This is a genomic window from Polaribacter sargassicola (assembly GCF_021991835.1).
In the GTDB taxonomy this organism is placed as follows: Bacteria; Bacteroidota; Bacteroidia; order Flavobacteriales; family Flavobacteriaceae; genus Polaribacter; species Polaribacter sargassicola.
The window spans coordinates 107833-133904 of sequence record NZ_JAHDAU010000006.1 but is presented as its reverse complement, the minus strand read 5'-3'; the positions used below and the strand labels follow the sequence as shown (position 1 = coordinate 133904).

The 26072-nt window shown below is 28.2% G+C and carries 23 protein-coding genes and 1 pseudogene; 14 read left to right on the top strand and 10 right to left on the bottom strand.

The genetic code is table 11. From position 1 onward, the window contains the following. Positions 1 to 10 precede the first annotated feature (10 nt). Both KI686_RS11210 and KI686_RS11205 read right to left on the bottom strand, forming a co-directional pair. Complete coding sequence (locus KI686_RS11210; RefSeq protein ID WP_237589380.1) at positions 11 to 1087, bottom strand: efflux RND transporter periplasmic adaptor subunit; 1077 nt, start codon at positions 1085 to 1087, stop codon at positions 11 to 13. Positions 1088 to 1248: 161 nt separating this feature from the next. Beyond that, entirely contained in the window at positions 1249 to 1671 is a 423-nt protein-coding gene (locus KI686_RS11205) for a hypothetical protein (protein WP_237589379.1), read from the bottom strand. Between the two features lie 445 nt (positions 1672 to 2116). Here KI686_RS11205 and KI686_RS11200 point away from each other — a divergent pair. Continuing rightward, a pseudogene (locus KI686_RS11200) lies at positions 2117 to 3004 on the top strand (NAD(P)-dependent oxidoreductase); the annotation flags it as partial. A gap of 102 nt (positions 3005 to 3106) precedes the next feature. Here KI686_RS11200 and KI686_RS11195 read toward each other — a convergent pair. Next, positions 3107 to 4258, bottom strand: coding sequence for an MFS transporter (locus KI686_RS11195; RefSeq protein WP_438617008.1), 1152 nt, complete (start codon positions 4256 to 4258; stop codon positions 3107 to 3109). Between the two features lie 224 nt (positions 4259 to 4482). Here KI686_RS11195 and KI686_RS11190 point away from each other — a divergent pair, with 224 nt between their 5' ends. The 8 genes from KI686_RS11190 (at position 4483) to KI686_RS11155 (ending at position 13875) form a co-directional block, all read left to right on the top strand. Then, positions 4483 to 4971 (top strand): RNA polymerase sigma factor, encoded by a 489-nt coding sequence (locus KI686_RS11190; RefSeq protein ID WP_237589376.1) that lies wholly within the window; start codon positions 4483 to 4485, stop codon positions 4969 to 4971. Next, positions 4955 to 5527 (top strand): hypothetical protein, encoded by a 573-nt coding sequence (locus KI686_RS11185; protein WP_237589375.1) that lies wholly within the window; start codon positions 4955 to 4957, stop codon positions 5525 to 5527. Before KI686_RS11190 ends, KI686_RS11185 begins: the two co-directional genes overlap by 17 nt. Next, positions 5508 to 6914: a hypothetical protein gene (locus KI686_RS11180; protein ID WP_237589374.1), complete on the top strand. Its 1407-nt coding sequence runs from the start codon at positions 5508 to 5510 to the stop codon at positions 6912 to 6914. Before KI686_RS11185 ends, KI686_RS11180 begins: the two co-directional genes overlap by 20 nt. Positions 6915 to 7015: 101 nt before the next feature. Beyond that, the gene (cysS, locus tag KI686_RS11175) at positions 7016 to 8494 is read left to right on the top strand and encodes a cysteine--tRNA ligase (RefSeq protein ID WP_237589373.1); all 1479 of its coding nucleotides are present in this window, start codon (positions 7016 to 7018) and stop codon (positions 8492 to 8494) included. Between the two features lies 1 nt (position 8495). Further along, on the top strand, positions 8496 to 8729 hold the full coding sequence (yidD, locus tag KI686_RS11170; RefSeq protein ID WP_237589372.1) for a membrane protein insertion efficiency factor YidD: 234 nt from the start codon (positions 8496 to 8498) through the stop codon (positions 8727 to 8729). Positions 8730 to 8836: 107 nt separating this feature from the next. Further along, the gene (lgt, locus tag KI686_RS11165; RefSeq protein WP_237589371.1) at positions 8837 to 9658 is read left to right on the top strand and encodes a prolipoprotein diacylglyceryl transferase; all 822 of its coding nucleotides are present in this window, start codon (positions 8837 to 8839) and stop codon (positions 9656 to 9658) included. A gap of 94 nt (positions 9659 to 9752) precedes the next feature. Next, positions 9753 to 13523, top strand: coding sequence for a DUF8693 domain-containing protein (locus tag KI686_RS11160; protein ID WP_237589370.1), 3771 nt, complete (start codon positions 9753 to 9755; stop codon positions 13521 to 13523). A gap of 40 nt (positions 13524 to 13563) precedes the next feature. After that, positions 13564 to 13875 carry a DUF6787 family protein gene (locus KI686_RS11155; RefSeq protein WP_237589369.1) on the top strand — a complete coding sequence of 104 codons (312 nt, stop codon included), beginning with the start codon at positions 13564 to 13566 and terminating at the stop codon, positions 13873 to 13875. On the opposite strand, the gene KI686_RS11150 is transcribed toward KI686_RS11155, so the two are convergent. Continuing rightward, complete coding sequence (locus KI686_RS11150; protein ID WP_237589368.1) at positions 13872 to 14153, bottom strand: hypothetical protein; 282 nt, start codon at positions 14151 to 14153, stop codon at positions 13872 to 13874. The two genes, KI686_RS11155 and KI686_RS11150, sit on opposite strands and share 4 nt — an antisense overlap. 92 nt (positions 14154 to 14245) lie before the next feature. Here KI686_RS11150 and KI686_RS11145 point away from each other — a divergent pair, with 92 nt between their 5' ends. Together KI686_RS11145 and KI686_RS11140 are read left to right on the top strand one after the other, a co-directional pair. Further along, the gene (locus KI686_RS11145; RefSeq protein ID WP_237589367.1) at positions 14246 to 14875 is read left to right on the top strand and encodes an NUDIX hydrolase; all 630 of its coding nucleotides are present in this window, start codon (positions 14246 to 14248) and stop codon (positions 14873 to 14875) included. A 52-nt stretch (positions 14876 to 14927) separates the two neighbouring features. After that, the gene (locus tag KI686_RS11140) at positions 14928 to 15743 is read left to right on the top strand and encodes a lysophospholipid acyltransferase family protein (protein ID WP_237589366.1); all 816 of its coding nucleotides are present in this window, start codon (positions 14928 to 14930) and stop codon (positions 15741 to 15743) included. Positions 15744 to 15830: 87 nt separating this feature from the next. Here the strand turns inward: KI686_RS11140 and KI686_RS11135 are convergent, their stop codons facing one another. Next, entirely contained in the window at positions 15831 to 17651 is a 1821-nt protein-coding gene (locus KI686_RS11135) for a DEAD/DEAH box helicase (protein ID WP_237589365.1), read from the bottom strand. 133 nt (positions 17652 to 17784) lie between these two features. After that, positions 17785 to 19176, bottom strand: coding sequence for a hypothetical protein (locus KI686_RS11130; protein ID WP_237589364.1), 1392 nt, complete (start codon positions 19174 to 19176; stop codon positions 17785 to 17787). A gap of 191 nt (positions 19177 to 19367) precedes the next feature. On the opposite strand from KI686_RS11130, the gene KI686_RS11125 reads away from it, so the two are divergent. Further along, positions 19368 to 20987, top strand: coding sequence for an ABC-F family ATP-binding cassette domain-containing protein (locus KI686_RS11125; protein ID WP_237589523.1), 1620 nt, complete (start codon positions 19368 to 19370; stop codon positions 20985 to 20987). Between the two features lie 70 nt (positions 20988 to 21057). On the opposite strand, the gene KI686_RS11120 is transcribed toward KI686_RS11125, so the two are convergent. Beyond that, the gene (locus tag KI686_RS11120; protein ID WP_237589363.1) at positions 21058 to 21999 is read right to left on the bottom strand and encodes a hydrogen peroxide-inducible genes activator; all 942 of its coding nucleotides are present in this window, start codon (positions 21997 to 21999) and stop codon (positions 21058 to 21060) included. 102 nt (positions 22000 to 22101) lie between these two features. Between KI686_RS11120 and KI686_RS11115 the strand changes: the two genes are divergently transcribed. Further along, positions 22102 to 22575 carry a Dps family protein gene (locus KI686_RS11115; protein WP_237589362.1) on the top strand — a complete coding sequence of 158 codons (474 nt, stop codon included), beginning with the start codon at positions 22102 to 22104 and terminating at the stop codon, positions 22573 to 22575. Positions 22576 to 22629: 54 nt separating this feature from the next. On the opposite strand, the gene KI686_RS11110 is transcribed toward KI686_RS11115, so the two are convergent. The 3 genes from KI686_RS11110 to KI686_RS11100 form a co-directional block, all read right to left on the bottom strand. Continuing rightward, positions 22630 to 23268, bottom strand: a complete 639-nt coding sequence (locus KI686_RS11110) for an acyloxyacyl hydrolase (RefSeq protein WP_237589361.1) — start codon at positions 23266 to 23268, stop codon at positions 22630 to 22632. A gap of 6 nt (positions 23269 to 23274) precedes the next feature. Then, positions 23275 to 24162 (bottom strand): 3-hydroxybutyryl-CoA dehydrogenase, encoded by an 888-nt coding sequence (locus KI686_RS11105; RefSeq protein WP_237589360.1) that lies wholly within the window; start codon positions 24160 to 24162, stop codon positions 23275 to 23277. Between the two features lie 102 nt (positions 24163 to 24264). Next, a complete protein-coding gene (locus KI686_RS11100) occupies positions 24265 to 25227 on the bottom strand; it encodes a Gfo/Idh/MocA family protein (protein WP_237589359.1) in 963 nt (320 codons plus the stop codon). A gap of 201 nt (positions 25228 to 25428) precedes the next feature. Between KI686_RS11100 and KI686_RS11095 the strand changes: the two genes are divergently transcribed. Beyond that, complete coding sequence (locus KI686_RS11095) at positions 25429 to 26070, top strand: protein-L-isoaspartate(D-aspartate) O-methyltransferase (RefSeq protein WP_237589358.1); 642 nt, start codon at positions 25429 to 25431, stop codon at positions 26068 to 26070. Positions 26071 to 26072 lie beyond the last annotated feature (2 nt).

The window sequence follows — 26072 nt, the reverse complement described above, 5'->3', positions numbered from 1 at the left end:
TAAATTCGTATTACTCTGCGTAAAGTGCTAAGTTTGATAAAACTGAATCTGGTGCTACAAATTCACTATGGATGGTTTCGTTATTTTTAACTTTTCTTAAACCTTCTAATAAAATTTTATCATTTTTTGTAAGCCCTTTACTTACTATAAAAATGTTTTCTAATTCTGCACTTACTTCAATTTCTTGTTGTCTTAAAACATTGTTTTCATCAACAACAAAAACATATTTTTTATCTAAAATTTCGAAAGTGGTTTTTTGAGGAATAATAATAGCGTCTTTAAAAGGGATGTTCATAATAATATTACCTGTTTCTCCGTGTCTTAAAATTCCATTAGGATTAGGAAAAGTAGCTCTAAAAGCAATATTACCTGTTTCGCTATTAAAATCTCCTTCTATGGTTTCTACAATTCCTGTTTGATTAAAAAGTTTGTTATTAGCCATTTGCAAACTAACTTCTGGCTTTTTATCTTTTTTTGTACTTGTTATGTAATCTAAATACTCTGCTTCTGGCACATTAAAATATACCCACATTTTACTATTGTCAGATAAAGTTGTAAGTAATTCTCCTTCATCTAATAAGCTACCTTCTCTAACATGTAAATGATCCATAATACCATTAAAAGGGGCTCTTATATCTGTAAAATCTAAATGAGTTTGAGCTAAAGAAACTTCTGCTTTTGCTTTATCAAAATTAGCTTTAGACATTGCCAATTCATTTTCAGAAACTACATTTTCATCTGCCAAAAGTTTTGTGTTTAAATATTCTATTTCGGCAACTTTTTCTTCAGCTTTAGCTTTGTTAAGTTCAGATCTGTAAATGTTTGGCATGATGTTAAACATTTTTTGACCTTTTTTAAGATGTTGACCTTCATCAACAGAAATTGTTTTTAAATAGCCTTTTTCTAAGGCTCTAATTTCTATGTGTTTAAATGAATGAATTTGACTTACATAATCTTTTGTGATTATGGTGTCTTTTGTTATTGGGGTTGTTATAAGGTATTTAAATTCTTCGTGTTTTTCTTCTTCTTTGTGTTTACAGCTTACGTAAATTAAGGCAATAAACAGCACAATGAAAATTTTTTTCATAGTTTTCATAATATAAATATTGGTTTTTAAAAATAAATTAGCATAGAAAATACCCTCAAAAAAAAGACAGAGGATTACCTTCTACAATTAAATAATAGTGGTTGTTAGTGAATTTTTTTAACAGACATTAGTAAGTAAGTGTGTCTGTTTTTATTTAGAAATCAGATTCTAAATACTTCAAATTTTATGTACAAGTTTAAAGAAGTGTTTCTTCTATTAAAATTTTGATAAGATGCTAATTCTTTGGTTTTGAAAAAAACGTTTTCAAGAAGATTTTTGTAGGAAAGAGTATTTATAAAATTACCAAAAAGAGATTTATTTTTATGTTTGATAGAATTTGGTTCATTTTCTTCTTCATTTTCAAGACTAATTTCTTCAATAACTAAAATCTCTTTTCTAGAATTAGAAGTAGGTTTAAAGATAGTTTTGTTAAATTGAGTAAAAGAAGCATAAATACTACTCTTGGTAGTGGTGTTAGACGGAGAAAAATGAGTGTTGTTTGTTGTACCAGCATATAAATGGACAATACTACTTAATAGAATTACCCATGCTAAAAACAAATGTTTATAAAATTTACTCCTCATCGGAGGCAAAACTATATCAATTCTATAATTTTACCAAACAAACTTCATTTTTAAGTTTGTATAATAGGTTAGTTTACAAATAATGTATTTTTTTAATATAAAAAAAAGAGAAATAATAAATTTGTATAATTTTTGTTATCAACTTTCAAGTAAATTGATTGACTTAAATTTAAAAATATGCTATTTTAAGTACTTAAATTATTAATTAAAAACAAATACTACTCGATTTTAAATCATTTTTTGAGGTTATAATTTATTTATATCAAACTTAAAAGTTATGTTCTTTATCTGTTTCACTTATTTAAATTTTACAGACAGGTAAAATGTAAGGATTATGTTAAATATCCCTATTTATTTGTTAGAATTTTGTTTTTTTCTGTGTGAAACTTTATTTTAAGTAACAGATGCATATCTTTGTACAAATAATAAAAAATTAAAAAATAAATCAAAAATGAAAAAACCTACTATCGGATTTATCGGTCTTGGCCTTATGGGAGCAAATATGGTTGAAAACCTACAAAAAAGAGGTTACGAATTATCAGTAATGGATCTTAATAAAGATGCAGTTGCAACTGTTATTGCTCGTGGTAATGCTACAGAAGCAGCTTCACCTAAAGAATTAGCTGAAAAAAGCGATATTGTTATGTTTTGCTTAACTACTTCTGCTGTTGTAGAAAAGATCGTTTACGGAGAAGAAGGTATTTTAGCAGGTATTAAAGAAGGTGCTGTTGTAATAGATTTTGGAACATCTATACCAGAATCTACTAAAAAGATAGGTAAAGATCTTGCAGAAAAAGGAGCAGGTATGATTGATGCACCATTAGGGCGTACACCAGCTCACGCAAAAGATGGATTACTTAATATAATGGCTGCTGGTGACAAAGAAACTTTTGAAAAAGTAAAACCAGTTCTTGACGAGCAAGGAGAAAATGTATTTTATTTAGGAGGTTTAGGAGCAGGACACACAACAAAGTTAATTAATAACTTTATGGGAATGACTACTGTTGTAGCAATGTCTCAAGCTTTTGCAGCTGCAAAATTAGCAGGTGTAGATGGTCAGCAACTTTTTGATATCATGTCTTCAGGTCCATCAAACTCTCCATTTATGAAATTTTGTAAGCATTACGCTGTAGATAACGTAAGTGATTTAGGTTTTTCAATTGCAAATGCAAATAAAGATTTAGGGTATTTTGTACAAATGATGGATGATTTAGGTACTGTTTCTGATATTGCAAAAGCGACATCTAGCAATTTACAAACTGCTTTAGATGCAGGTATGGGACAAGCTAACGTACCAGAAATTTTTGATTATTTTACAGAGTTAAAAAAATAATTAATTTTTTTAGTTTTTATAAAAAAGCTAAAAATAGATATTATAAAAACACAAGTACTATAAAGTGCTTGTGTTTTTTATTGTTTAATTTTAAATCTGTAATTAGTTTGTTTTTTTAAGTAAAACTAAATAATAAAAAGAAAAACAAATACCAATAGTTACCATTGCAACTCCAATTAATAGCGGAGAGTTGTAGGCAAATCCGTAAGTTATAGGTAATCCTCCAAAAAACGCGCCCATTGTATTACCTAAATTAAAACTAGATTGACCACCAGCTGCAGCCATACTTTCTGAACCTTTTGCAGAATCTATTAAAAGCATTTGTATAGGAGAAGAACAACTAAAACCAGCAATACCTGTTGTAAAAGCCATTAAGTAACTCATAAAAGGAATATGAGCTGTAAAATAAACCACCAATAAACAAAGCAACATAAAAATAAAACAAACAATTACTGTTTTTTGGGGCGTAATAATGTCTGCTAATTTACCACCTAATAGATTTCCTATAATCATACCTAAACCAACTAAAACCATGATAAATGGTATTCCATCTTCACTAACTTTTGTAATTTCTGTCATTAAAGGAGCTATATAACTTAACCAAGCAAATAAACCACCTGTACCAATAGAAATAATAGCAATAATTACCCAAGCTTTTTTAGTTTTAAAATAAGCCAACTGACTTTTTTTACTAACTTCTGTAAGCGGTTGCATTTTAGGAATCCAGAAGTAAATAGAAAGCATAGATAATAAACCAAAAAGACTTATTAGTAAATAAGTATATCTCCAAGAAAAATGATGACCAACATAAGTACCCAAAGGAACTCCTATAAGATTAGCAACTGTCATACCAGTAACCATAATAGCAATTGCTTGTGCTTTTTTTCCCTCTTCTGCAAAACTAGCAGCCACTACAGAGCCTACACCAAAAAATGCTCCGTGAGGTAAACCAGCCATAAATCTAGAAATTAGTAAAACACTATATATAGGAGAAATAGCAAATAAACCATTAAATACAGCAAACAATAACATTAGAAAAATTAATACTTTTCTTGGTGAGTATTTTGCCGTAAAAAGCACTAAGATAGGAGAACCAATAACAACACCTAATGCGTATAAAGAGATTAAATGACCAGCAGAAGGAATATCAATATTTAAGTCTTTTGCAATGTCTGGTAAAATACCCATCATTGTAAACTCTGTCATTCCAATAGCAAATGTTCCTAGAGCTAATGATAATAAATTTTTCTTAATCATAAAGTTTTTAATTATCTTTTGGTTGCGCAAAAGTACTGTTTGTAATGTTTTTAAATAAAATCTAAGTGTAAAGATTTATTTAAAATCGATAAATATTTGTCAATTTTGCAACAACGCTAAAAAACACTCGTCTTTAAGGTAAGACAGTTTCAATGAAATCAACAAAACAACTACACCAGCCAATCATTGACCAATGCAAAGATAACTGCCAAAAATCGCAAATGCAGTTATATAATTTGTATTGTAAAGCTATGTTTTTAGTAGCTTTTAGATATGTTAAAGATCGGTTTTTAGCAGAAGATGTAATGCAAGAAGCATTTATAAAAGCGTTTAAGAATATTAAAAAATATAAAAATGAAGTAGCATTTGGTGCTTGGTTAAAGCGGATTGTGATCAACCAAAGTATAGATTATTTAAAGAAAAATAAATTAGAATTAATACAGATAGACCAAGAGGTAGTTACAAAAATAGAAAAAGATGATTGGCAAGTAGAAAGTACAATCTCTGTTGATGAAATTATTACAGTTATTAATAATCTAAAAGAAAAATATAGATTGGTTTTAACTTTATATTTATTAGAAGGTTATGATCATCAAGAAATATCACAAGTATTAAATATTACTGAAAACACTTCTAGAACCCATTTGTTACGAGGTAAAAAATTAGTAAAAGAGCAGTTAAAAAATATGAGTTATGCAGAAGGATATTAGAGATTTAGTAAAAGAATATAAAGAAGAAGGTGTAGAGTTATCTACTAATCATACCAAAAAGTTTGAGGCATTATTACAACAAGAAATGCATCAACCAAAACAAAAAAAGAAAAATTATAAATGGCTTTCAATAGCCGCTTCGGTTGTGTTATTAATTAGTTTGGCTGTTAAGTTTTATCCTTCTAAAAATATAGAAACACCTATAAAAATAGAAAGTAAACCCGTACAAAAAGAAATAAGTTTAGGTAGTATTTCTCCAGAGTTTCAAACAATAGAAAGTTATTATGTAAATAGCATTAATTTAGAAATTAGTCAGTTAGATTTATCAGAAGAAAACAAAGATATTGTTGATGACTATTTATTAAAAGTAGCAGAACTTACCAAAGAATACAAATCATTAACCAAAGAGCTCAATATAAATGGTATTAATGATGTAACAATAGATGCATTGATTAGTAATTTACAATTACGTTTACAGCTGTTAAAACGCTTGAAAAAGCAAATAAAACAACTTAAAAATTTAAACACAAAACAAAATGAAATACAAGTTATATAAAGGTTTAATAATGTTTTTTGCTATTGGTTTTTTAGGAACCACATTTGCACAAAAATATGATAAAAAGTTTACCGAAAAATTTACTGTTAATAAAGATGTAGAGGTTGTAATAAATGCATCTAACACAGAAATTAACGTAACAAATTGGGATAAAAATGAAGTGCAAATAGACGCTTTTATAGAAGTAGAAGGAATGTCTAAAGAAGAAGCAGAAAAATATTTTAAAAATTGGAATTTTGAAGCTTTAGGTAATAAAACAAAAGTGAAAATTACCTCTTTAGAAAAAGGTTTTTCTGGATTAAGAAACGATTTTATTTTTCATGAAAATATAGATTTTGAAATGCCAGATATTCAATTACCAGATTTTGATTCAATTATAATTCCTGATATGGATTTTGATTTTGACTTTGATTTCGATTTTGACTTTGATTTTGACTTCGATTTTAATTTTGATGATCTTGAAGAAGATATGTATAGAGATAATGACTTTTCTTTTAAGTGGGAACACGATGGAGAAAAAATATGGATTAAATCTAAAGAAGATTGGGAAGCTTTTAAGAAAACTAAAAAGTATAAAGAGCTAAAAGAAAAGATGACTTTTAACAAGAAAAAGTTAAAAGAAGAACTTAAAAAGTCTAGAATAAAAATAAAAGAAGATTTAGAAAAAGCAAAAATTGAGTTTCAAAAAATTGATAAAGAAGAAATTAAAAAGAGTTTAGCCGAAGCTAAAAAACAAATTATGGAAATGAGAATGGATTTTAAATCTAACTCAGATGATTTAATTATAAACGGAAAGAAAATAAACATAAAAAAACGTCTAGAAATTAAAGTACCAAAAGAGGCTACTTTTAATTTAAATACACGTCATTCTAAAATAAAATTACCAAAAACAGTAGCTTCTGGGAATATAAAATATGGTTCTTTTGATATAGATAATTTAACAGGAGGAAGGTTAAATATAGATTTTTCTAAAGTTACCATTAACACTTTAAATGGCTGTACTTTATTTTTAAACAATGTAATTGATGCTAAAATAGCATCAATTACAAATACAGAATTATCTAATAATTCATCAGAATTAAAAATAGCAAACATAAATGAGAATGTTAAGATTGTAAATAAGTTTGGCGAATTAAATATTCTAAACATCATACCAAAACACAAAATGTTTCAATTAATTTTAAATAATTCTAATGCATTTTTACACCTATCTGCAGCCAATGATACGTTTAAATTAAGAGCAAGTAATGTTTATTTGCCAAAAAATACATCTTCTAACAAAAAAACATCAGTGTTTAATGGATCAATACAAACATTAGAAACTAATAAATCTTTTATTATCAACGGAAAAAATAGTAAACTAACAATTGAAAGAGAAATTCTATAGCAAAAAAACTACTTAATTTTTTACAAAATTTCTAACAAATTCCATTTCGTTATTCTTTTTAAAGTGTCTATCTTTATCGGTTGTAAATAGGCAATTTTTTAATGGAACTGTACAAAGAAAATCAACTTAAAGTATACAACTCTTTAACTAAGAAAAAAGAGAGTTTTAAATCTATAACAGACGGATACGTAGGTATGTACGTTTGTGGACCAACCGTTTATAGCAATGCGCATTTAGGTAATTTAAGAACCTTTATGTTTTTTGATGTTGTTTATAGATACTTTCTTCATTTAGGCTATAAAGTCCGTTATGTACGTAATATTACAGATGCTGGTCATTTAGAAAATGATGCAGATGAAGGTGAAGACAAAATAGCAATTAAAGCTCGTTTAGAGCAAATAGAACCAATGGAAGTTGTACAGCGTTATACTGTAGATTTTCATGATGTTTTAAAAAATTATAATTTTTTACCACCAAGTATAGAGCCAACAGCAACAGGGCATATTGTAGAGCAAATAGAAATGATTAAAGAAATCATAGAAAAAGGTTTTGCTTATGAAGTAAATGGTTCTGTTTATTTTGATGTGCACGAGTACAATAAAAAAGAAAATTACGGAATTCTTTCTGGTAGAAAAGTAGAAGATTTAATACACAATACAAGAACTTTAGACGGACAGTCTGATAAGAAAAACCCACAAGATTTTGCTCTTTGGAAAAAAGCAGACGAAAAGCATATAATGCGTTGGCCTTCTCCTTGGTCAGATGGTTTTCCGGGTTGGCATTTAGAGTGTTCTGTAATGAGTACAAAATACTTAGGAGAAACTTTTGATATTCATGGTGGTGGAATGGATTTAAAATTTCCGCATCACGAATGTGAAATTGCACAATCTAAAACTTGTAGTGGTGTAACACCTGTAAATTATTGGATGCATACAAATATGCTGCTTTTAAACAGCCAAAGAATGTCTAAATCTACAGGAAATTTTATTTTACCGAATGAAATTTTATCAGGAGAAAATGAAATTTTACCTAAAGCATTTTCTGCAAGTGTTGTTCGTTTCTTTAATATGCAGGCCAATTATAGAAGTATTTTAGATTTTTCTGGAGAAGCTTTAGAGGCATCGGAAAAAGGACATTCTAAGTTAATGGAAGCCGTAAACTTTTTAGAAAAGATAGAAGCAAAGAAAACATCTACTTTTAACGTATTAGAGTGGAAAGAGAATTGTTATGCAGCAATGAATGACGATTTTAATACACCAATTTTAATAGCACATTTATTTGATGCAGTAAAAGTTATTAATCAAATTAAAGAAAATAAAGCAAGTTTAACAGCAGAAGATTTAGCAGATTTTAAAGCAACTATTAATGCTTTTGTTTTTGATGTTTTAGGGTTGATGAGTGAAAACTCTCAAGACAATTCAGAAAAAATAAATGGCGTTGTAGAGCTATTAATCAAGTTAAGAAAAGAAGCAAGAGAAAACAAAGATTGGGCTTTATCAGATCAAATTAGAGACGAATTAATTCAGTTAGGAATTCAGTTAAAAGACGGAAAAGAAGGAACAACTTTTTCAATAAATTAGTTTGAAAAAAATACTATCATACCCATTTATATTATTGGTTCGTTTTTATCAAACGGCAATTTCACCTTATACACCTGCAACTTGTAGATATAGCCCAACATGTTCTAATTATACAATAGAAGCATTACAAAAACATGGTTTATTTTCTGGCGGATGGTTGGCTTTAAAAAGAATATTTAGTTGTCATCCATGGGGTGGAAGTGGTTATGATCCTGTACCGGATAAAAAAGAATAAAATTAAAAATTGTCACCTCGAGCGCAGTCGAGAGGTTTTATTATAAATTATTGATATTAATTAGGTCTCGACTGCGCTCGACCAGACATACAATTAGAATTAAAAATATGAGTTTTTTAGCAATAGAGTGGAACCCATCATTAGGAATAGATTTAGGTTTTTTTGTAGTACGTTGGTATAGTTTAATGTTTGTAACCGCTTTTCTATTGGGGTTACATTTAATGAAAAAGATATACATTAAAGACGGAACGCCAACAGAAAAATTAGATACTTTGTTTATGTACACATTTGTATCTATGTTAATAGGGATGCGTTTAGGAGACGTTTTCTTTTATAGTTGGGATTATTATCAAGATCATTTGCTAGAAATTATTTTACCATTTAAGCAAGTAAATGGCTCTTGGAAATTTACAGGTTTTACAGGTTTTGCAAGTCATGGTGCAGCAATAGCAATACCTATAGCAATGTATTTTTATGCTAAAAAACATTTACAAAAACCTTGGTTATTTATTTTAGATAGATTGGCAATTATGGTTGCTTTAGCAGGTTTTTTCATCCGTTTTGGTAACTTCTTTAATTCAGAAATTTACGGTAAAGAAACAGGTTCTAACTTTGGTGTTATTTTTACTGCTGCAGGAGAAACTGTGCCAAGACATCCAACACAATTATACGAAGCATTTAGTTATTTATCACTATTTTTTGTAATGTGGTACTTATTTTGGAAAACAGATAAAAAAGAACAAACAGGTTTTCTATTTGGTCTTTTTATGGTAGTACTTTGGTCTTTAAGGTTTTTTATAGAATTCTTGAAAGAGGCACAAGTAGATGGTAGAGAAGATTGGGTTTTTAACTCTTTAAATACGGGGCAAGTTTTAAGTATTCCGTTAGTTTTAATAGGAATTTGGCTAATGTTTAGAAAGAAAAAATAAACGGACGTAGAGAGTTAAATTGATTCTTAAATAAAAAAAAAGTATATTTATAAGGTAATTGTAAGCTTTTTTCTCATGCTTAAATTAACAAGCTATGAAAAAAAGAACTGCATTATCGATATTTATTTTTTTACGCTTCTTTATTAATGCTCAAAGTTTAGAGTATAGTGGACCTAATTATTTTGATATTTCAGAATTAGAGTTAGTAGGTTTAACAAATGGCATTACTTCTTATGAAAGAACTCCAAATGGAATGGCATTTGGAGATTCTGGATCAAAATTTTATACTGTTGGTCAAAGTGGAGATTTTATAAGTCAGTTTAACTTAAGTACTCCTTATGATTTATCAACAATGTCTCATTTAGATAAATATTATTACTTATCTTCTGCTGTAGAAAGACTAGCCCAAGATATTACTTTTAATTCATCTGGGTCTAAAATGTATATTACTGGAGACTTTGGTGATCATATTATAGAGTTCGATTTACCTGTAAATTGGGATGTATCTTCTGCTGTAGTTAACGATTCTTTTGATATTTCTTTAGCTATATTTTCTTATGATGGATCTTCGGCAACAAGACCTAATGGTATAACTTTTAATAATGATGGCTCTAAACTATACATCATAGAAAGAGATACTGATAAGGTTTACGAATTTAATCTGAGCCCAGCTTATGATGTTTCTTCTGCAACTACAGGAGTTGTTGCAGAGTTAGATGTTTCTAGTCAAGAGTCTAATCCAAGAGGAATTGCATTTAATAATGATGGAAGCGAATTATATGTTATTGGTATGAATGGTGATGATATAAATATCTATACTTTTTCATCTGGTAATGAATACAATTTAGCTTCTGCCACTTATTCATCAAAATATTCTATAAAAGATAATGAAACAGAACCACAAGAAGTTATTTTTAATGATGTAGGTTCTAAATTTTACGTTATTGGAACAGATGGTTTGGATGTAGATGAATATACTTTATTTTCTAATTTTGATTTTACATCCACTGTAACTTATATAAATAGTTATAAATTAGAAACCATTGAAATTACAATACATGATGTCCTTTTTAATACGGATGGATCCAAAATGTACGTTGCAGGAGATGCTTTAAATTCGGTTTCACAATTTAATTTACCTACTCCTTATGATATTTCTACAATAGAATTCGAGGATGCATTATTTATAGGAAGTCAAGAAACCTTTATAAGAGGCATACAATTTAATAATGTTGGAGATAGATTTTATATTGTTGGTTCTCAGTCTGATAATATTGAAGAATATTCAGTTTCAACACCTTTCGATCTATCGTCTAGTGTTAGTCATTTAGGTAGTTATAATATAAACTCAGAAGACTCCAATCCATCAAGTTTTACCTTTAATAATGATGGTAGTTTGTTATTTCTTTTAGGAAATAATACAAATAGAATTATTGTATACTCACTTTCTACAAATTACGATTTGTCTAGCATTACATCTGGTCCCATAGGTAGTTTTTCTGTTGATATTGATGATAATGCTCCTACAGGTTTGGCATTTAAAAATGATGGTACTAAATTTTTTGTAACCGGAGATGAAAATGATAAAGTTTATGAATATACACTCATTACACCTTTTGATCTTTTAACAAGAACACCCATTTTAACAAACGAATACTTAATCTCTTCACATGAATCAAGGATAACAGGAATTACTTTTGATGATATAGGTTCTAAATTATATATAGTGGGTTTAGAAAATGATAATGTAAAAGAATTTAATTTAAAGAAAGGGTTTCTTCATGAAGTGTCAACCACAAATAATGGTTCAATAAGTACTTCTAACCAATTAGTTGTAACCGTAACGGGAGATACTTTTGCAGATAACAATAGAGATAACTTGCTTGATGAAGTTACTCAATTTTCTATTACAAATTTACCAGAAGGTCTGATACCTGTTTTTACTTTATCTAATGGAAACACAATAGCAACACTTTCTTTTGATGGAGTTGCTAAATCTCACTTAGAAATAGATGATGTAGCCGATTTGGTATTTAATTTTACAGATGCAGCTTTTTCTTCATCTACAGCAGTAACTGTAAATAATGCAGTAGGTTTTTCAGATTTTGTTGGTGTAAACTTTATAAATTGTTATGACGATATAATTTACAACGGAAATTGGTCTGGAGGAAGCGGAACTAATGGGGAACCGACAATAGCAGATGCAGCTAAAGGAGTTCTTGTTCAAACAGATGTTACTTTAATAGAAAATGTAGATTGTTTCTGCTTAAATGTAGAAGCAGGAAACACTTTATCCGTAGCAACAGGTTTAGAATTAAATGTTTCTGGATCTTTAGAGTTAATAGGAGATTTAAGACTTTTAGGTAGTTCCCAATTAAAACAAACACATAGTGGCGTTAAAAATGTTTCTGGAGATGGATATTTGTTTAAAGATGTAAAAAGTAATTTAAGTTCTATATATGATTCTGGTTATTTATCATCACCAGTTACCACTAACGGAGAAACATATAACATAAACGGAGTTTTAAAAGATGGAAGTATACCTTTATCTGAAATAAGTTCTCTTTTAAATATTTCATTTGTAAATGGTTATGATGGCAGTTATACAACAACACCAATAAGCATAAGTAAATACTGGTTATCTACATATATAAATACTTTTTCATGGAATCAAGGAATTGATCCATCAACAGAATTGATAAACCCAGGAGTTGGATTTAATTTTAAAAGTACAGGTAACTCAAATGGTCAAAATTATACTTTTGTAGGGAAACCAAACGATGGAGATTATATACATAGTATAGATGCTTATGGTAGCGGAACATATAGTTTACTCGGTAATCCTTATCCGTCACCAATAGATGCAGATCTTTTTATTACAGATAATGCTTTATCTGCACAAAGCATAGAAGGTACTCTTTATTTTTATCAATCTGCATCAACTTCACACAAATCTAGCGATTACGCAGGAGGTTATGCAACAAGAGTTATTGGCCTTGGCACAGCAGCAGCAGAATTTAATGGTTCAGGAAAAGTACCAGGACAAAACATAGATATTGCTCAAGGCTTTTTTGTAAAAGCATCTGCAACGGGAGGCGCTATTACTTTTAATAATGCACAAAGAGTGTTTGATGTTTTAGAGACTGATACCAATTTTTTTAGCAAAGAAAATAAAACAAAAGAGAAAAATAGTTTCCCTATTTTAAGATTAGGTTTTGAAACATTTATTGATGAAAATAAATATCATAGAAATGTAGCAGTTGGTTTTAGAGGACTTACTAATAATTATGAAAATGGTTATGAGGCAGAAATGTGGGATTATAATCCTACAGATTTAGCTTTAAAAATAGATAACAATAATAATAATCCGTTTGTTATAACAGGTATAGAAGATTTTAATCCATCTATAATTATCCCTTTAAAAGTAAGAGCAAATACAAATAGAGAGGTAACTTTTAAGGTTGATTCATTTGATTTAGATGAAAATGTTTATCTATACGATGCCGTTTTAGATCTGTATTTTAACTTATCAACAGAACCTAAAACATTAAATTTAATACAAGGAGATTATAACGATCGTTTTTTTATCACTTTTAAAAATGATAGGTTAAGTAATATTGATGATTTTATTTCTGATGAGATTTTAATTTTTAATGACAAAAAAGAAATAACAATTCAGTCTTCTTCTCTATTGATAAGTAAAGTAATTATCTTTAATCTGTTAGGAAAAGAAATAAAAAGTAAAATAAATACAGATAAATCTCTAAAATTAAAACTTATAAGAGATAATTTAATTGCAGGAATTTATATTGTAAAAATAGAAACAGATAAAGGGACTGTTAGTAAGAAAATAATTATCAACTAGATTTTATTTTATGCTTTTCTAATTGTAAATTTGTTACATCATGAAAAAACTAAAAGAACGTTGGGGAATAGAGAATAACTGGTCTATAGTGGCTATTTTTATTGTTTTTGCAATTAATGGCTCATTTGCAGCTTGGGTAGCAAAACCAGTAACAAGTTTTTTAGGATTATCTTCAGAAACGATTCACCCTATAATTTATTGGCCATTAAGAATCCTTTTAATATTTCCTATATATCAGCTTACACTACCAATTGTTGGTTGGTTGTTTGGACAGTTTAAATTCTTTTGGACGTTTGAAAAAAAGTTTTTAAGTAGATTAGGACTTGGTTTTCTGTTTAAAGAAAAAAGTTAATTTTTAAGTACATCAATTTTTTCTGATTCTTCTTTATCCTTATTAAAAACATAGGTGTAAAACCACATAATTGTAAAAGTTGGTATTACATCAGAAAAAGGAATAATCTCTTCTAGAAAACTAACAATACCTGCAATTTTTCCTTTGCTACCTTTGTACATTTTAGTCATTAAATAACCAGAAATAGGTGCCCATACAATATCAATAGGTATAATGGTTAAGTAACCAATAACGTCTAAAATAATGCTTAAAATTAATTTTTTGTATTTTTTATTCATAGTTTTATTTATGTTTAAGATATCAAAATTCTTGCCAAAAAATATTTATTGATTTTAGAAAATGATAAGTTTGTTTAAAGTAATTATAAAAAATGAGTTTTAAAAAATTTCAATTAAAAATTGATAAACTAAAAAAAGAAGAATTAGGTGGTTTAGAAGCACAATTTAAAATGGCACCAAAACTTCGTTTAAAATATAATGACGAACAAATAGCAAAAAACAATCCAAGAAAAGCAGCGGTTTTAGCTTTAATTTATCCTAATAAAAACAAAGAAGCTTGTATTCTTTTAACAAAAAGAGCTAGTTATAATGGCAAACATTCTTCACAAATAAGTTTTCCTGGTGGTAAATTAGATGTTTTAGATAAAAGTCTTAAAAATACTGCTTTAAGAGAAACTTATGAAGAAGTAGGTGTTTTAGAATCTTCTGTTAATTTAGTTAGAGAGTTAACCGATGTTTATATACCACCAAGTAATTTTTTAGTAAGTCCGTTTTTAGGTTTTGTAAATCAAAGACCAAATTTTAACTTAAATTATGAAGTAGATACAATAATTGAAGTTTTATTAAGTGATTTATTAAGCGATACGAGTCTTAGTTCTGTTAAAATGAACACATCTTATATGAAAAATATAGAAGTACCATGCTTTAAATTAAATGATTATGTAGTTTGGGGTGCAACCGCTATGATGTTGTCTGAAATTAAAGAACTTCTAAAAGAGTAACTTCTTAAATGTTTTTGTAAATTTGTATAAACTAGTATAAAACAAATTTAGAATGCCTTTATTAAAAAGGAATCCATTTGGTCATATTTTGTTAGTAAAAAAATGGCTAATTAGAATTTTTGGAATTATTTCTCACGGACGATATCGTAAATTTAATGATTTACAGATAGAAGGTTCAGAACACTTAAGGAACTTACCAGACTCTGGGGTTTTATTCATATCAAATCATCAAACTTATTTTGCAGATGTAGCTGCAATGTTTCATGTTTTTAACGCTTCTTTAAGTGGTAGAGATGATTCTATTAAAAATGTAGGATATATTTGGAATCCTAAATTGAATATTTATTTTGTTGCTGCAGGAGAAACTATGCGAGCGGGTCTTTTACCTAAAATTTTTGCTTATGCAGGTTCTGTATCTATAGAAAGAACATGGAGAAGTGCTGGTAAAGATGTTAAAAGACAAGTAAAAAATTCTGATATTTCTAATATAGGTAAAGCTATTAAAGATGGTTGGGTAATTACATTTCCGCAAGGTACAACAACACCTTTTAAACCAATTAGAAGAGGTACTGCTCATTTAATTAAAACTTTTAAGCCAATAGTTGTGCCTATTGTTATTGATGGTTTTAGACGTTCTTTTGATAAAAAAGGATTACGTATTAAAAAACGTAATGTTTTGCAATCTATGGTAATTAAAGAGCCTTTAAAAATTGATTATGAAAATGATGATATTTCTGATATTGTTAATATGATAGAATATGCAATAGAGCAACATCCTTCTTTTTTAAAGGTTTTATCTGTAAAAGAATTAGAAGAGTTAACTAAAGAAGAAGAAGAGTTAAATAAAAAGAGAGCTTTTTGGAGTTAGTTTATAAAGTATCTTTAAAAAATATATAAATAATAAAAAAGCCTTATCAAATTTGATAAGGCTTTTTTATTATAATTAAGGTAAGAATTAACGTTCTCTACGTCTTCTTCCAAATCCGCTAGATTTTCTATCTCCTCCTGTACTTTTTGGTCTATCAGAAGAACGTCTTTCAGATCTTCTACCGCTATCATCACTTCTTTTAGATGATCCTTCAGAACTTCTACGTCTTCCAAATCCTCCATCTTTTTTACCAAAAGGTTTTTTTCCACCTCTTCTTCGTCCACCAGAACCACCAGAGCGTTCTTTCTTAGTAATTTCTATATTTACAGATCTACCATCAAAATCTGGTCTGTTACTAGAAAAAGCTTCTAATGTTTTGTCTTCAAAATTTTTGTCAAGTTCAAAGAAAGAAAAAGTATCTAGAATATCTATAGCACCAATTTCTATTTTATCACCTATATTTTGGTCGTTAATTAAACCAATTAATTTAGCAGGGTTTAAACTGTCTTTTCTACCAATATTGATAAAGAAACGTGTCATGTTTTCATTAACAGTTCTTGCTCTAGAGTTGTCTCTAGAAGATAAATCGTTTAAATCTTTAGCATTTTCATAATATGATAACATAGTATTAAACTCTAATGAAACAAACTTTTTAATTAGTTCTTCTCTATCTAAAGCTTCTAATTTTTCGTAAATATTAGGTAAAAACTCATTTATTTGAGATTCGTTAACCTCTATATTTTGAACTTTATCTATTAAGTGCATTAATTGATTCTGACAAATTTCTTTACCAGAAGGCACTTTTGTTTCAATAAATTTCTTTTTAATAATTCTTTCTATTGGTCTTAACTTCCCTTTTTCTTTTCCGTTAACTAAAACAATAGAAATACCTTTATTACCAGCTCTACCTGTTCTACCACTTCTGTGGTTGTAGTTTTCTATTTGATCTGGTAATTTATGGTTTATAACATGTGTTAATTCAGTTACATCTAATCCACGAGCGGCAACATCTGTTGCAACTAAAATTTGAATTGTTTTCTTACGGAATTTACCCATAACAGAATCTCTTTGAGCTTGAGATAAATCTCCGTGTAAAGCATCTGCATTGTATCCGTCTTTAATTAAATTATCTGCAACTTCTTGTGTTTCTCTACGAGTTCTACAAAAGATAATAGCATAAATATCAGGGTTTAAATCTGCAATTCTTTTTAAAGCAGGGTAACGAGTTCTTTCTGTTACAGAATAATACTCATGACTTACATTGTCTGAACCTTGATTTTTTTCACCAGAAGTAATTTCTACTGGTTTTGTCATGTAGTTTTTTGCAATAGCTTCTACTTCTCTAGGAAATGTTGCAGAGAATAATAAAGTTTGTTTAGAGTCTGGCGTAGCATCTAAAACATTATCTAATTCATCTTTAAAACCCATATTTAACATTTCATCGGCCTCGTCTAAGACTAACCATTGAACGTTACCTAATTTTAAAGCTCTTCTGTTAATTAAATCTACAGTTCTACCTGGAGTACCAACTACAATTTGAGAGCCTCTTTTTAAAGATCTTATTTGATCTTCCATACTAGAACCACCATAAACAGTAGTTACTTTTATGTCTTTAATATATTTACAAAAATCTTTAATGTTATTACCAATTTGAACAGCAAGTTCTCTAGTTGGTGATAAAATAATTGCTTGTACATTGCTGTTTGTAGGATCTAAAAGCTCTAATATTGGTAAACTAAAAGCTGCTGTTTTTCCTGTTCCTGTTTGTGCAAATGCTTTTAAATCGTCTGTTGAAGAAATAATTTGCGGGATTGCTTTTTCTTGAATAACGGTTGGTTTTTCGTAACCTAAATCCGTTAGTGCTCTGTTAATCGGTTCTTTTAAACCTAATTCTAAAAATGTTGACATTACTGTGTTTTTTTGGATTCACAGAACGCCGACCTGCAAACCCGATTATAAATTCGACCTGATTATTAATGAGTTATACTCAAAATAAAAATCGTGCAAATATACAATAAATTTATTGATTGGTAGCGAAGTATTAGTTTTTAGCTAATTCTTTTAATTGTTTAAATATTTTGTTAGAAGAAATAGAGGCATATCCGTTGGTAACAATTCCTTTTTTATTGATTATTATTGCACGTGGCATTTTACTAGTTAAGAAGTTGTTAGCTTTGCTTTCTTCATTTATGTAGTACTGCGTTTTAATATTTAATTTCTTAATCTTTTTGTTGCTATTTTCGCCAGATCTTATAATAACAAATTTAACTTCAGGAAATTTTCTACTCAAATAATTAATTCTAGAAGATATATATATAGGAGAAGAATATTCTGGATTCCAAAAAAATAGAAAAGAGTTTTTACCTCTAATAATATTTTTAATAGAATGTTCTTTTTTATTAAAATCAGTAATTACAAAATCTACTATTTTTTCATTTTTAAGAACAGATTTACTGTCGTTTAAAAGCTTTGTAAGATGTTCTTTATCTTGTTCGTTTTCAGATAATTTAAAAAATTCATTAAAAACATCATCATACAAATCACAGTTAGATCTTTTATAAAAATGCTCTAAAACCGTTTGTTTTAAAATAGCATCTCTAGAAACAGAAGAATTAATTTTATTGCTGGTAGTGTTTAATAAATCTATAGTAAATTTAGAAGAATACTCATTATCCATAGGTTTGTGTCCTAGAGAGTAGGTGGTATTGTATAAAAAATTACTTATATATTTAGAGTAAGGGTAATAATACATTAAAGTATCATTATTAATATCAACAATTTTTCTGTGCTTATAAAAGTCTTTATTTGTTTTAGGAAATTCTTTTTCTTTAGAATATTTTATATGTGCAACAGGGTATTTTTCTATTCTTGCATAAATAGGATAAGTTAAGGCTACTTTTAAAAAAGATTTGTAACCGTTAGTTTCTTCTGTATGATTATTTACGTAGTTGTTATATGTTTTTAGTTTTAAATCTAAAAGAGAATCCGTTTTCTTTTGAAACTCTGTAGGGTTTAGTTTATTGTAGAAATAAAACATTTTATTATCCTTTTCTCCTTGTATAAAATAATCGATTAAAACATTATTTCTTTCTGCACCTCTACCAGAAAAAACTAAAGATTCATCAAAATCCCAAGAGTTTAAGCGTAGCATTAAACTGTCTTTAGGTTCTATATAAATATATTGATTTTCGATGCCGTGTTTAAAGTAGTAAAGGCCTTCTTTAGGATTTTTAATCTCACCAATAAATTTGTTTTTCTTATTCAAGAAAAAAGTATCAATAACTTCTTCTAAAGAATATAAAACAACATAATTAGATTTTGGATTTATAATTTTACCACCAAAATAGGTAGCAGAATTTTTAGAGTTATAGTTACAACTAAAAAAGATTGCAATTATTATTAAAAAAAGAAAACGAAAAAGATATTTAATCATATAATTATGGCTCAATACTAGTAGTACAAAGTTATAGATTCATGTATGTTATAGTTGTTAATTGATTGTTAAAATAGTTCTAAAAATAGTCATAAAAATTAGATTTTTAATTATTTAAAAACGGTTTGCAATCAAGTGCAAAAAGACAAATGGAATTTGTACTTTTGCAGAAATTTAAATATTATAAAAGTATGTTATCAGTTTCTAACTTATCTGTTCAATTTGGTAAAAGAGTTTTGTTTGATGATGTAAACACAAAATTTCAAACAGGAAACTGTTATGGAATTATTGGTGCAAATGGAGCAGGAAAATCCACTTTTTTAAAAATCCTTTCTGGAGTACAAGAACCAACTTCTGGACAAGTACATTTAGAAAAAGGGAAAAGAATGTCTGTATTAACACAAGACCATTATGCTTTTGATGAATATCCGGTTTTAGAAACGGTGGTAAGAGGTAATAAAGAGCTATTTAAAATTAAAAAACAAATAGACGATTTATATGCTGATTATACAGATGAAAATGCAGAGAAAATTGGTGAACTGCAAATAGTATTTGAAGAAATGAATGGTTGGAATGCAGATTCTGATGCTGCAGCAATGTTATCTAATTTAGGTATTTCTGAAGAGTTACATTATACCTTAATGAAAGATTTAGATGGTAAGCAAAAAGTACGTGTGTTAATTGCTCAAGCACTTTTTGGTAACCCAGATGTATTAATAATGGATGAGCCAACCAATGATTTAGATTTTGAAACGATTGCTTGGTTAGAAAATTTTATCGCAAATTTTGAAAACTGTGTAATTGTTGTATCGCATGATAGACACTTTTTAGATGCAGTATGTACACATATTTCTGATATTGATTTTGGTAAAATTAACCATTACTCTGGTAATTATACTTTTTGGTATGAGTCTAGTCAATTAGCAGCAAAGCAAAGAGCGCAACAGAATAAAAAAGCAGAAGATAAAAAGAAAGAATTAGAAGAATTTATCCGTCGTTTTTCTGCCAATGTAGCAAAATCTAAACAAGCTACATCTCGTAAAAAAATGATTGATAAGTTAAATGTTGAAGATATTAAACCATCAAGCAGACGTTATCCTGCAATTATTTTTGATAGAGATAGAGAAGCTGGAGATCAAATTTTAAATGTAGAAGGTTTGTCAAAAGATTTTGAAGGAGAAAAACTTTTTAACGACGTTCATATCAATTTAAACAAAGGAGATAAAGTTGCTGTTATTTCTAGAAACTCAAGAGCTGTAACCGCTTTTTATCAAATTATTAATGATAATGAAAAGGCAGATGATGGTAAATTTTCTTGGGGTGTTACAACAACACAATCTTACTTGCCGTTAGATAACTCTTCATTTTTTCAGAACGGAGATTTAAATTTAGTAGATTGGTTAAGACAATATGCGCAAACAGAAGAAGAGCGTGAAGAAGTTTTTTTAAGAGGTTTTTTAGGTAAAATGATTTTTTCTGGTGAAGAAGCTTTAAAGAAAAGTAACGTTTTGTCTGGAGGAGAAAAAGTACGTTGCATGTTATCTAGAATGATGATGAAAAGAGCTAATATCTTAATATTAGACGAACCAACAAACCACTTAGATTTAGAATCTATACAAGCCTTAAACAACTCTTTAATTAACTTTAAAGGTACTGTTTTATTTACAACTCATGATCATGAGTTTGCAAACACAGTTGCTAATAGAATTATAGAGTTAACACCAAAAGGTGTAATAGACAGATACTCTACATTTGATGATTATTTATCAGATCCTAAAATTAAAGAATTAAGAAACAAAATGTATTCTTAAGAATTTTAAAGTTTAATAAACAAAAAAAGGAAGCTAATTTAGCTTCCTTTTTTTGTTTATGTATAAATGTCTATTTTTTATGTAGCGGACTTATAATTTTAACATCAGAAAAAGAAATAGCACCTCTTACAACACCATCAATAGTTTTCTTTAAAGCTTCTATTAATTGTATTTTTAATTGAGATTTGTGGTAAATTAAACTTACTTCTCTTGCTGGTGGTGGGTTTTTAAATTCTCTTAAATGGGTTTTATCAACTTCATTTAAATCTAAAGTATGTAAATAAGGTAATAATGTCATACCTAAGCCTTCTTTAGAAAGTTTAATTAAAGTATCAAAACTTCCACTTTCTAATTGAAACCCTTTTTTATTATCAATTTTATGAGCTCTACATAAATTTATAATATTATCTTTAAAACAATGTCCGTCTTCTAATAACAAAATATCTTCCATTTCTAATTCATCAGAAGAAATTTGTGTTTGTTTAAAAAGTCTGTGGTTTTGAGGAACCAAACCAACAAAAGGTTCATAATACAAAGGTTTTTCTTTAATAGCTTCGTTTTCTAAAGGTGTAGCAGCTAGAGCAGCATCTATATGTCCATCAGTTAATTTTCTAATAATTTCTTCTGTGGTTAATTCTTCTATAATTAATTTTACTTTTGGGTACTTTTTGGTAAAGTTTTGTAAAAACATTGGTAATAATGTAGGCATAATAGTTGGTATTATACCTAATTTAAATTCGCCACCAATATATCCTTTTTGTTGATGTACTATATCTAAAATTCTATTACTTTCATCTACAATTACTTTTGCTTGTTCTACAATTTTTTTTCCTACAGGTGTTAACTCAATTGGTTTTTTAGATCTATTAAAGATTTTTACTTCAAGCTGGTCTTCTAATTTTTGTATTTGCATACTTAAAGTAGGTTGTGTAACAAAGCTATGTTCTGCTGCTACAGTAAAGTTTTTGTACTCAGCAACCGATAAAACATATTTTAATTGTGTAATTGTCATTTTTATAAAATTTTCTGATAAAGATATTAAAAGTATCAATTATAATTATTGAAAAAGCTATTATTTTTCCATTAAATTTGATGTATCAAAAAGATAGAAAAAATGAACAAAACAATATTAGGATTAGACAAAAAAGAAACAGCTAATTTAGTAACAGAATTAAATGGACTGTTGGCTAATTTTCAAATATATTATCAAAATTTAAGAGGTTTACACTGGAATATTAAAGGAAAAAACTTCTTTGAATTACATGTTAAGTTTGAAGAGTTTTATACAGACTCTCAAATTAAAATTGATGAAATAGCAGAACGTATTTTAACATTACAAGGTAAACCATTACATACATTTACAGATTATTTAGAAAGAGCATCTGTTGCTGTAGGTAAAGATATCTCTAATGATGTAGAAGGAGTAGAGTTAGTTGTTAGTTCTTTATCAGAATTATTAAAAATAGAGAGAACAATTTTAGAAATTTCTGATGAAGCAGATGATGAAGGTACAAACTCTATGATGAGTGATTTTATTGCAGAACAAGAAAAGACAATTTGGATGTTAAACTCTTGGTTGGGTAAATAATATTTTTGTTGTAGTATAAAAATAAAAAAGAGAAATCATTTGGTTTCTCTTTTTTTATTTTAAAAGGTAAGAAAAACCAATTTCTAAACCTACAATATTAAAACCGTTGTTGGGTTTTTGAGTGTCAAAATTAGAAACATGACCAATATTACTACCAACATATAAAAACGTTTTATTTGTTGTTTGATAAGAAAGCCCAAGAGAACCATTTTCTATAAAAGTAAATCCTTTTGCCAAACGTTCTGTTCTTTTACTAATAGATGCTACTCCTAAACCTAAAGTTGCTTGAAAATCTAGTTTATTAATTACTTTCTTTTTTAAGATAAATCCCAACTCAAAAGCATATAAATACATGTCTTTTAGTTGTGTAAATTCAACTCTTTTTTCTTGGTAATTTTCTTCACTTTCTAAAACAAAATACTTGTTAAATAATTGATGCTTTAATGTTTGTATTTGTGGTTGAATACTTATTTCAAAATCCATTTTTTGCCAACTTCCTAATTTGTAAAAGAATTGAGTTTTGTAACTATTTGTAGTGTATAAATAGTTTGTATCATCAAAAAGAAAGTTGTTGTCTTGTGCCTTATTGTAGAGAAAACCAATTTTATACGGATTAAAAATACTCGGCTTTTTTTCTTGACTTAATATAACTGTAGTGGTAAATATTAAGAAAAGTAAAACTATTTTTTTCATATAAAATTAAGAAAACATTTTAGCAACCTTTTCGGCTTTTTTGTGGTTAGTGTAATCGTAGAATCCTTCACCAGATTTTAGGCCTAATTTACCGGCCATTACCATATTAACTAATAAAGGACAAGGTGCGTATTTAGGATTTTTATATCCATTATACAATACATTTAAAATAGATAAACAAACATCTAAACCTATAAAATCTGCCAGTTGTAAAGGTCCCATCGGATGCGCCATTCCTAATTTCATAACCGTATCTATTTCTTTTACACCAGCAACATTATTGTATAGTGTTTCTATAGATTCGTTTATCATTGGCATTAAAATTCTGTTAGCTACAAAACCAGGATAATCATTTACTTTTATAGGTGTTTTTTGTAAAGTTTTAGAGAGAGAAATAATGGTGTTTACAACTTTATCAGAAGTGTTATAACCTTTAATAATTTCTACTAACTTCATAATAGGTACAGGATTCATAAAATGCATACCAATTACTTTTTCTGGTCTTTTAGTAGATGCAGCAATCTCTGTAATAGAAATAGAAGATGTATTAGTAGCTAGAATTGTTTCTATACTACAATATTCATCTAATTCTTTAAATATTTTTGTTTTTAAAGTAGTATTTTCAGTAGCAGCTTCAATTACTAAATCTACATTTTTAACAGCTTCTTTAATAGAAGTAAATGTGGTTATGTTTCTTAAGGTTGTCTCTTTGTCAGACTCTGTAATCTTTTCTTTAACAACCATTCTATCTAAATTTTTAGAAATAGTTGTCATTCCTTTTTGTAAAGAATCTTCAGAAATATCAATTAAGTTAACTTTAAAATTAAATTGAGCAAATGTATGAGCAATTCCATTACCCATTGTACCTGCACCAATAACAGCAACATTTTTCATGATTTAGTGTTTTTAAAGATTCATTTTTTATTAGGAATTTATATGTTAATTCCTAATAAAAATTATTTGCAAAAGATATTAAGAGTTACAAAACAGATTTTTTTAATTGAAACAATCAATAATCATTTGAGCAACTTTTAAAGCTTCTGTACCTTGTCTTAAAGTTACTATAGGTTTTGTGTTGTTATTAATTGCATCAGCAAAAGTTTCTAGCTCATCTAAGATTGCATTATTATTTTGTACATCAGGATTTTCAAAATAAATTTGTTTTTTAACTCCTTCTGCATTCTGTAAAATCATTGCAAATTCATCTGGTTTTTTTGGTACTTCTTTCATTCTTACAACTTCTGCCTCTTTACTTAAAAAGTTAACAGAAATATAAGCGTCTTTTTGAAAGAAACGAGATTTACGCATATTTTTCATAGAAATTCTACTAGCCGTTAAATTAGCTACGCAACCGTTTTCAAATTCAATTCTTGCATTTGCAATATCTGGTGTATCAGAAATAACAGCAACACCACTTGCGTGTACATTTTTAACTGTAGAGTCTACTACAGAAAGAATAATATCTATATCATGTATCATTAAATCTAATACAACAGGTACATCTGTACCTCTTGGATTAAATTCTGCCAATCTATGGCATTCTATAAACATTGGGTTTTCTATCTTATCTTTTATAGCAGTAAAAGCAGGATTAAAACGCTCTACATGACCAACTTGCCCTATAACATGGTGTTGGCTAGCTAAAGTTTTTATAGCTTCTGCTTCTATAACAGTTTTTGTAATTGGTTTTTCTACAAAGATATGACGCCCTTTTTCAATAGCTAATTTAGCACAATTAAAGTGAGATAGTGTAGGTGTTACAATATCTACAACTTCTACAGCATCTATTAAAGATTCAATAGAATCAAAAGAAGTATAACCAAATTCTTCTACAACTTTTTTTGCATTTTCTTTAGAAGGATCAAAAAAACCAACTAATTGGTATTTATCCGATTGTTGTAATAAACGTAAATGAATTTTTCCTAAATGACCAGCACCTAACACTCCAACTTTAAGCATATATTATATTTTACGTCTTTGTTTATGAACCAAGAATAATAATTTTAAACTTAATATTTACTCTGTAATATTATAAAAAGTTCATTTTAAAGACATTGATTTATTTTATCTGATTTAAAAATCAGCCAAAAACAAAGATACAATTTTATGCTTATTTATATAGATTTATTACTATTTTTAGAACTTATAAAACAGTAAAAATTGAGAGATACTTCTAAACACCAAGGTCTTAGAAATCAGCTTGCTAATGTGTTAAAAGCAAAAGGAATTATAGATGAAAATGTATTGAATGCAATACGTAAAATTCCGAGACATCTATTTATTGATAGTAGTTTTGAGTCTCATGCATATCAAGACAAAGCTTTTCCTATAGCGGCAGAACAAACCATATCTCAACCTTATACAGTTGCTTTTCAGTCTCAAACTTTAGAAGTAAAAAATACCGACAAAGTACTAGAAATTGGTACAGGCTCTGGTTATCAAACAGCCGTTTTATTAGAGCTAAAAGCAGAAGTTTACTCTATAGAAAGACAAAGAGAGTTATTTAAAAGAACTTCTCTTTTTTTACCCAAGTTAGGCTATAAACCAAAACGATTTATTTTTGGTGATGGTTATAAAGGTTTGCCAGAACAAGCACCTTTTGATAAAATTATTGTTACTGCTGGCGCTCCTTTTGTGCCAAAACCATTATTGGCACAATTAAAAATAGGAGGTAGGTTGTTAATACCAGTTGGAGATAAAACACAGATAATGACATTGTTTATTAGAAAATCTGCCAAAGAATTTGAAAAACATGAGTTAGGTGATTTTGCTTTTGTACCTATGTTAGAAGAAAAAAATTAATT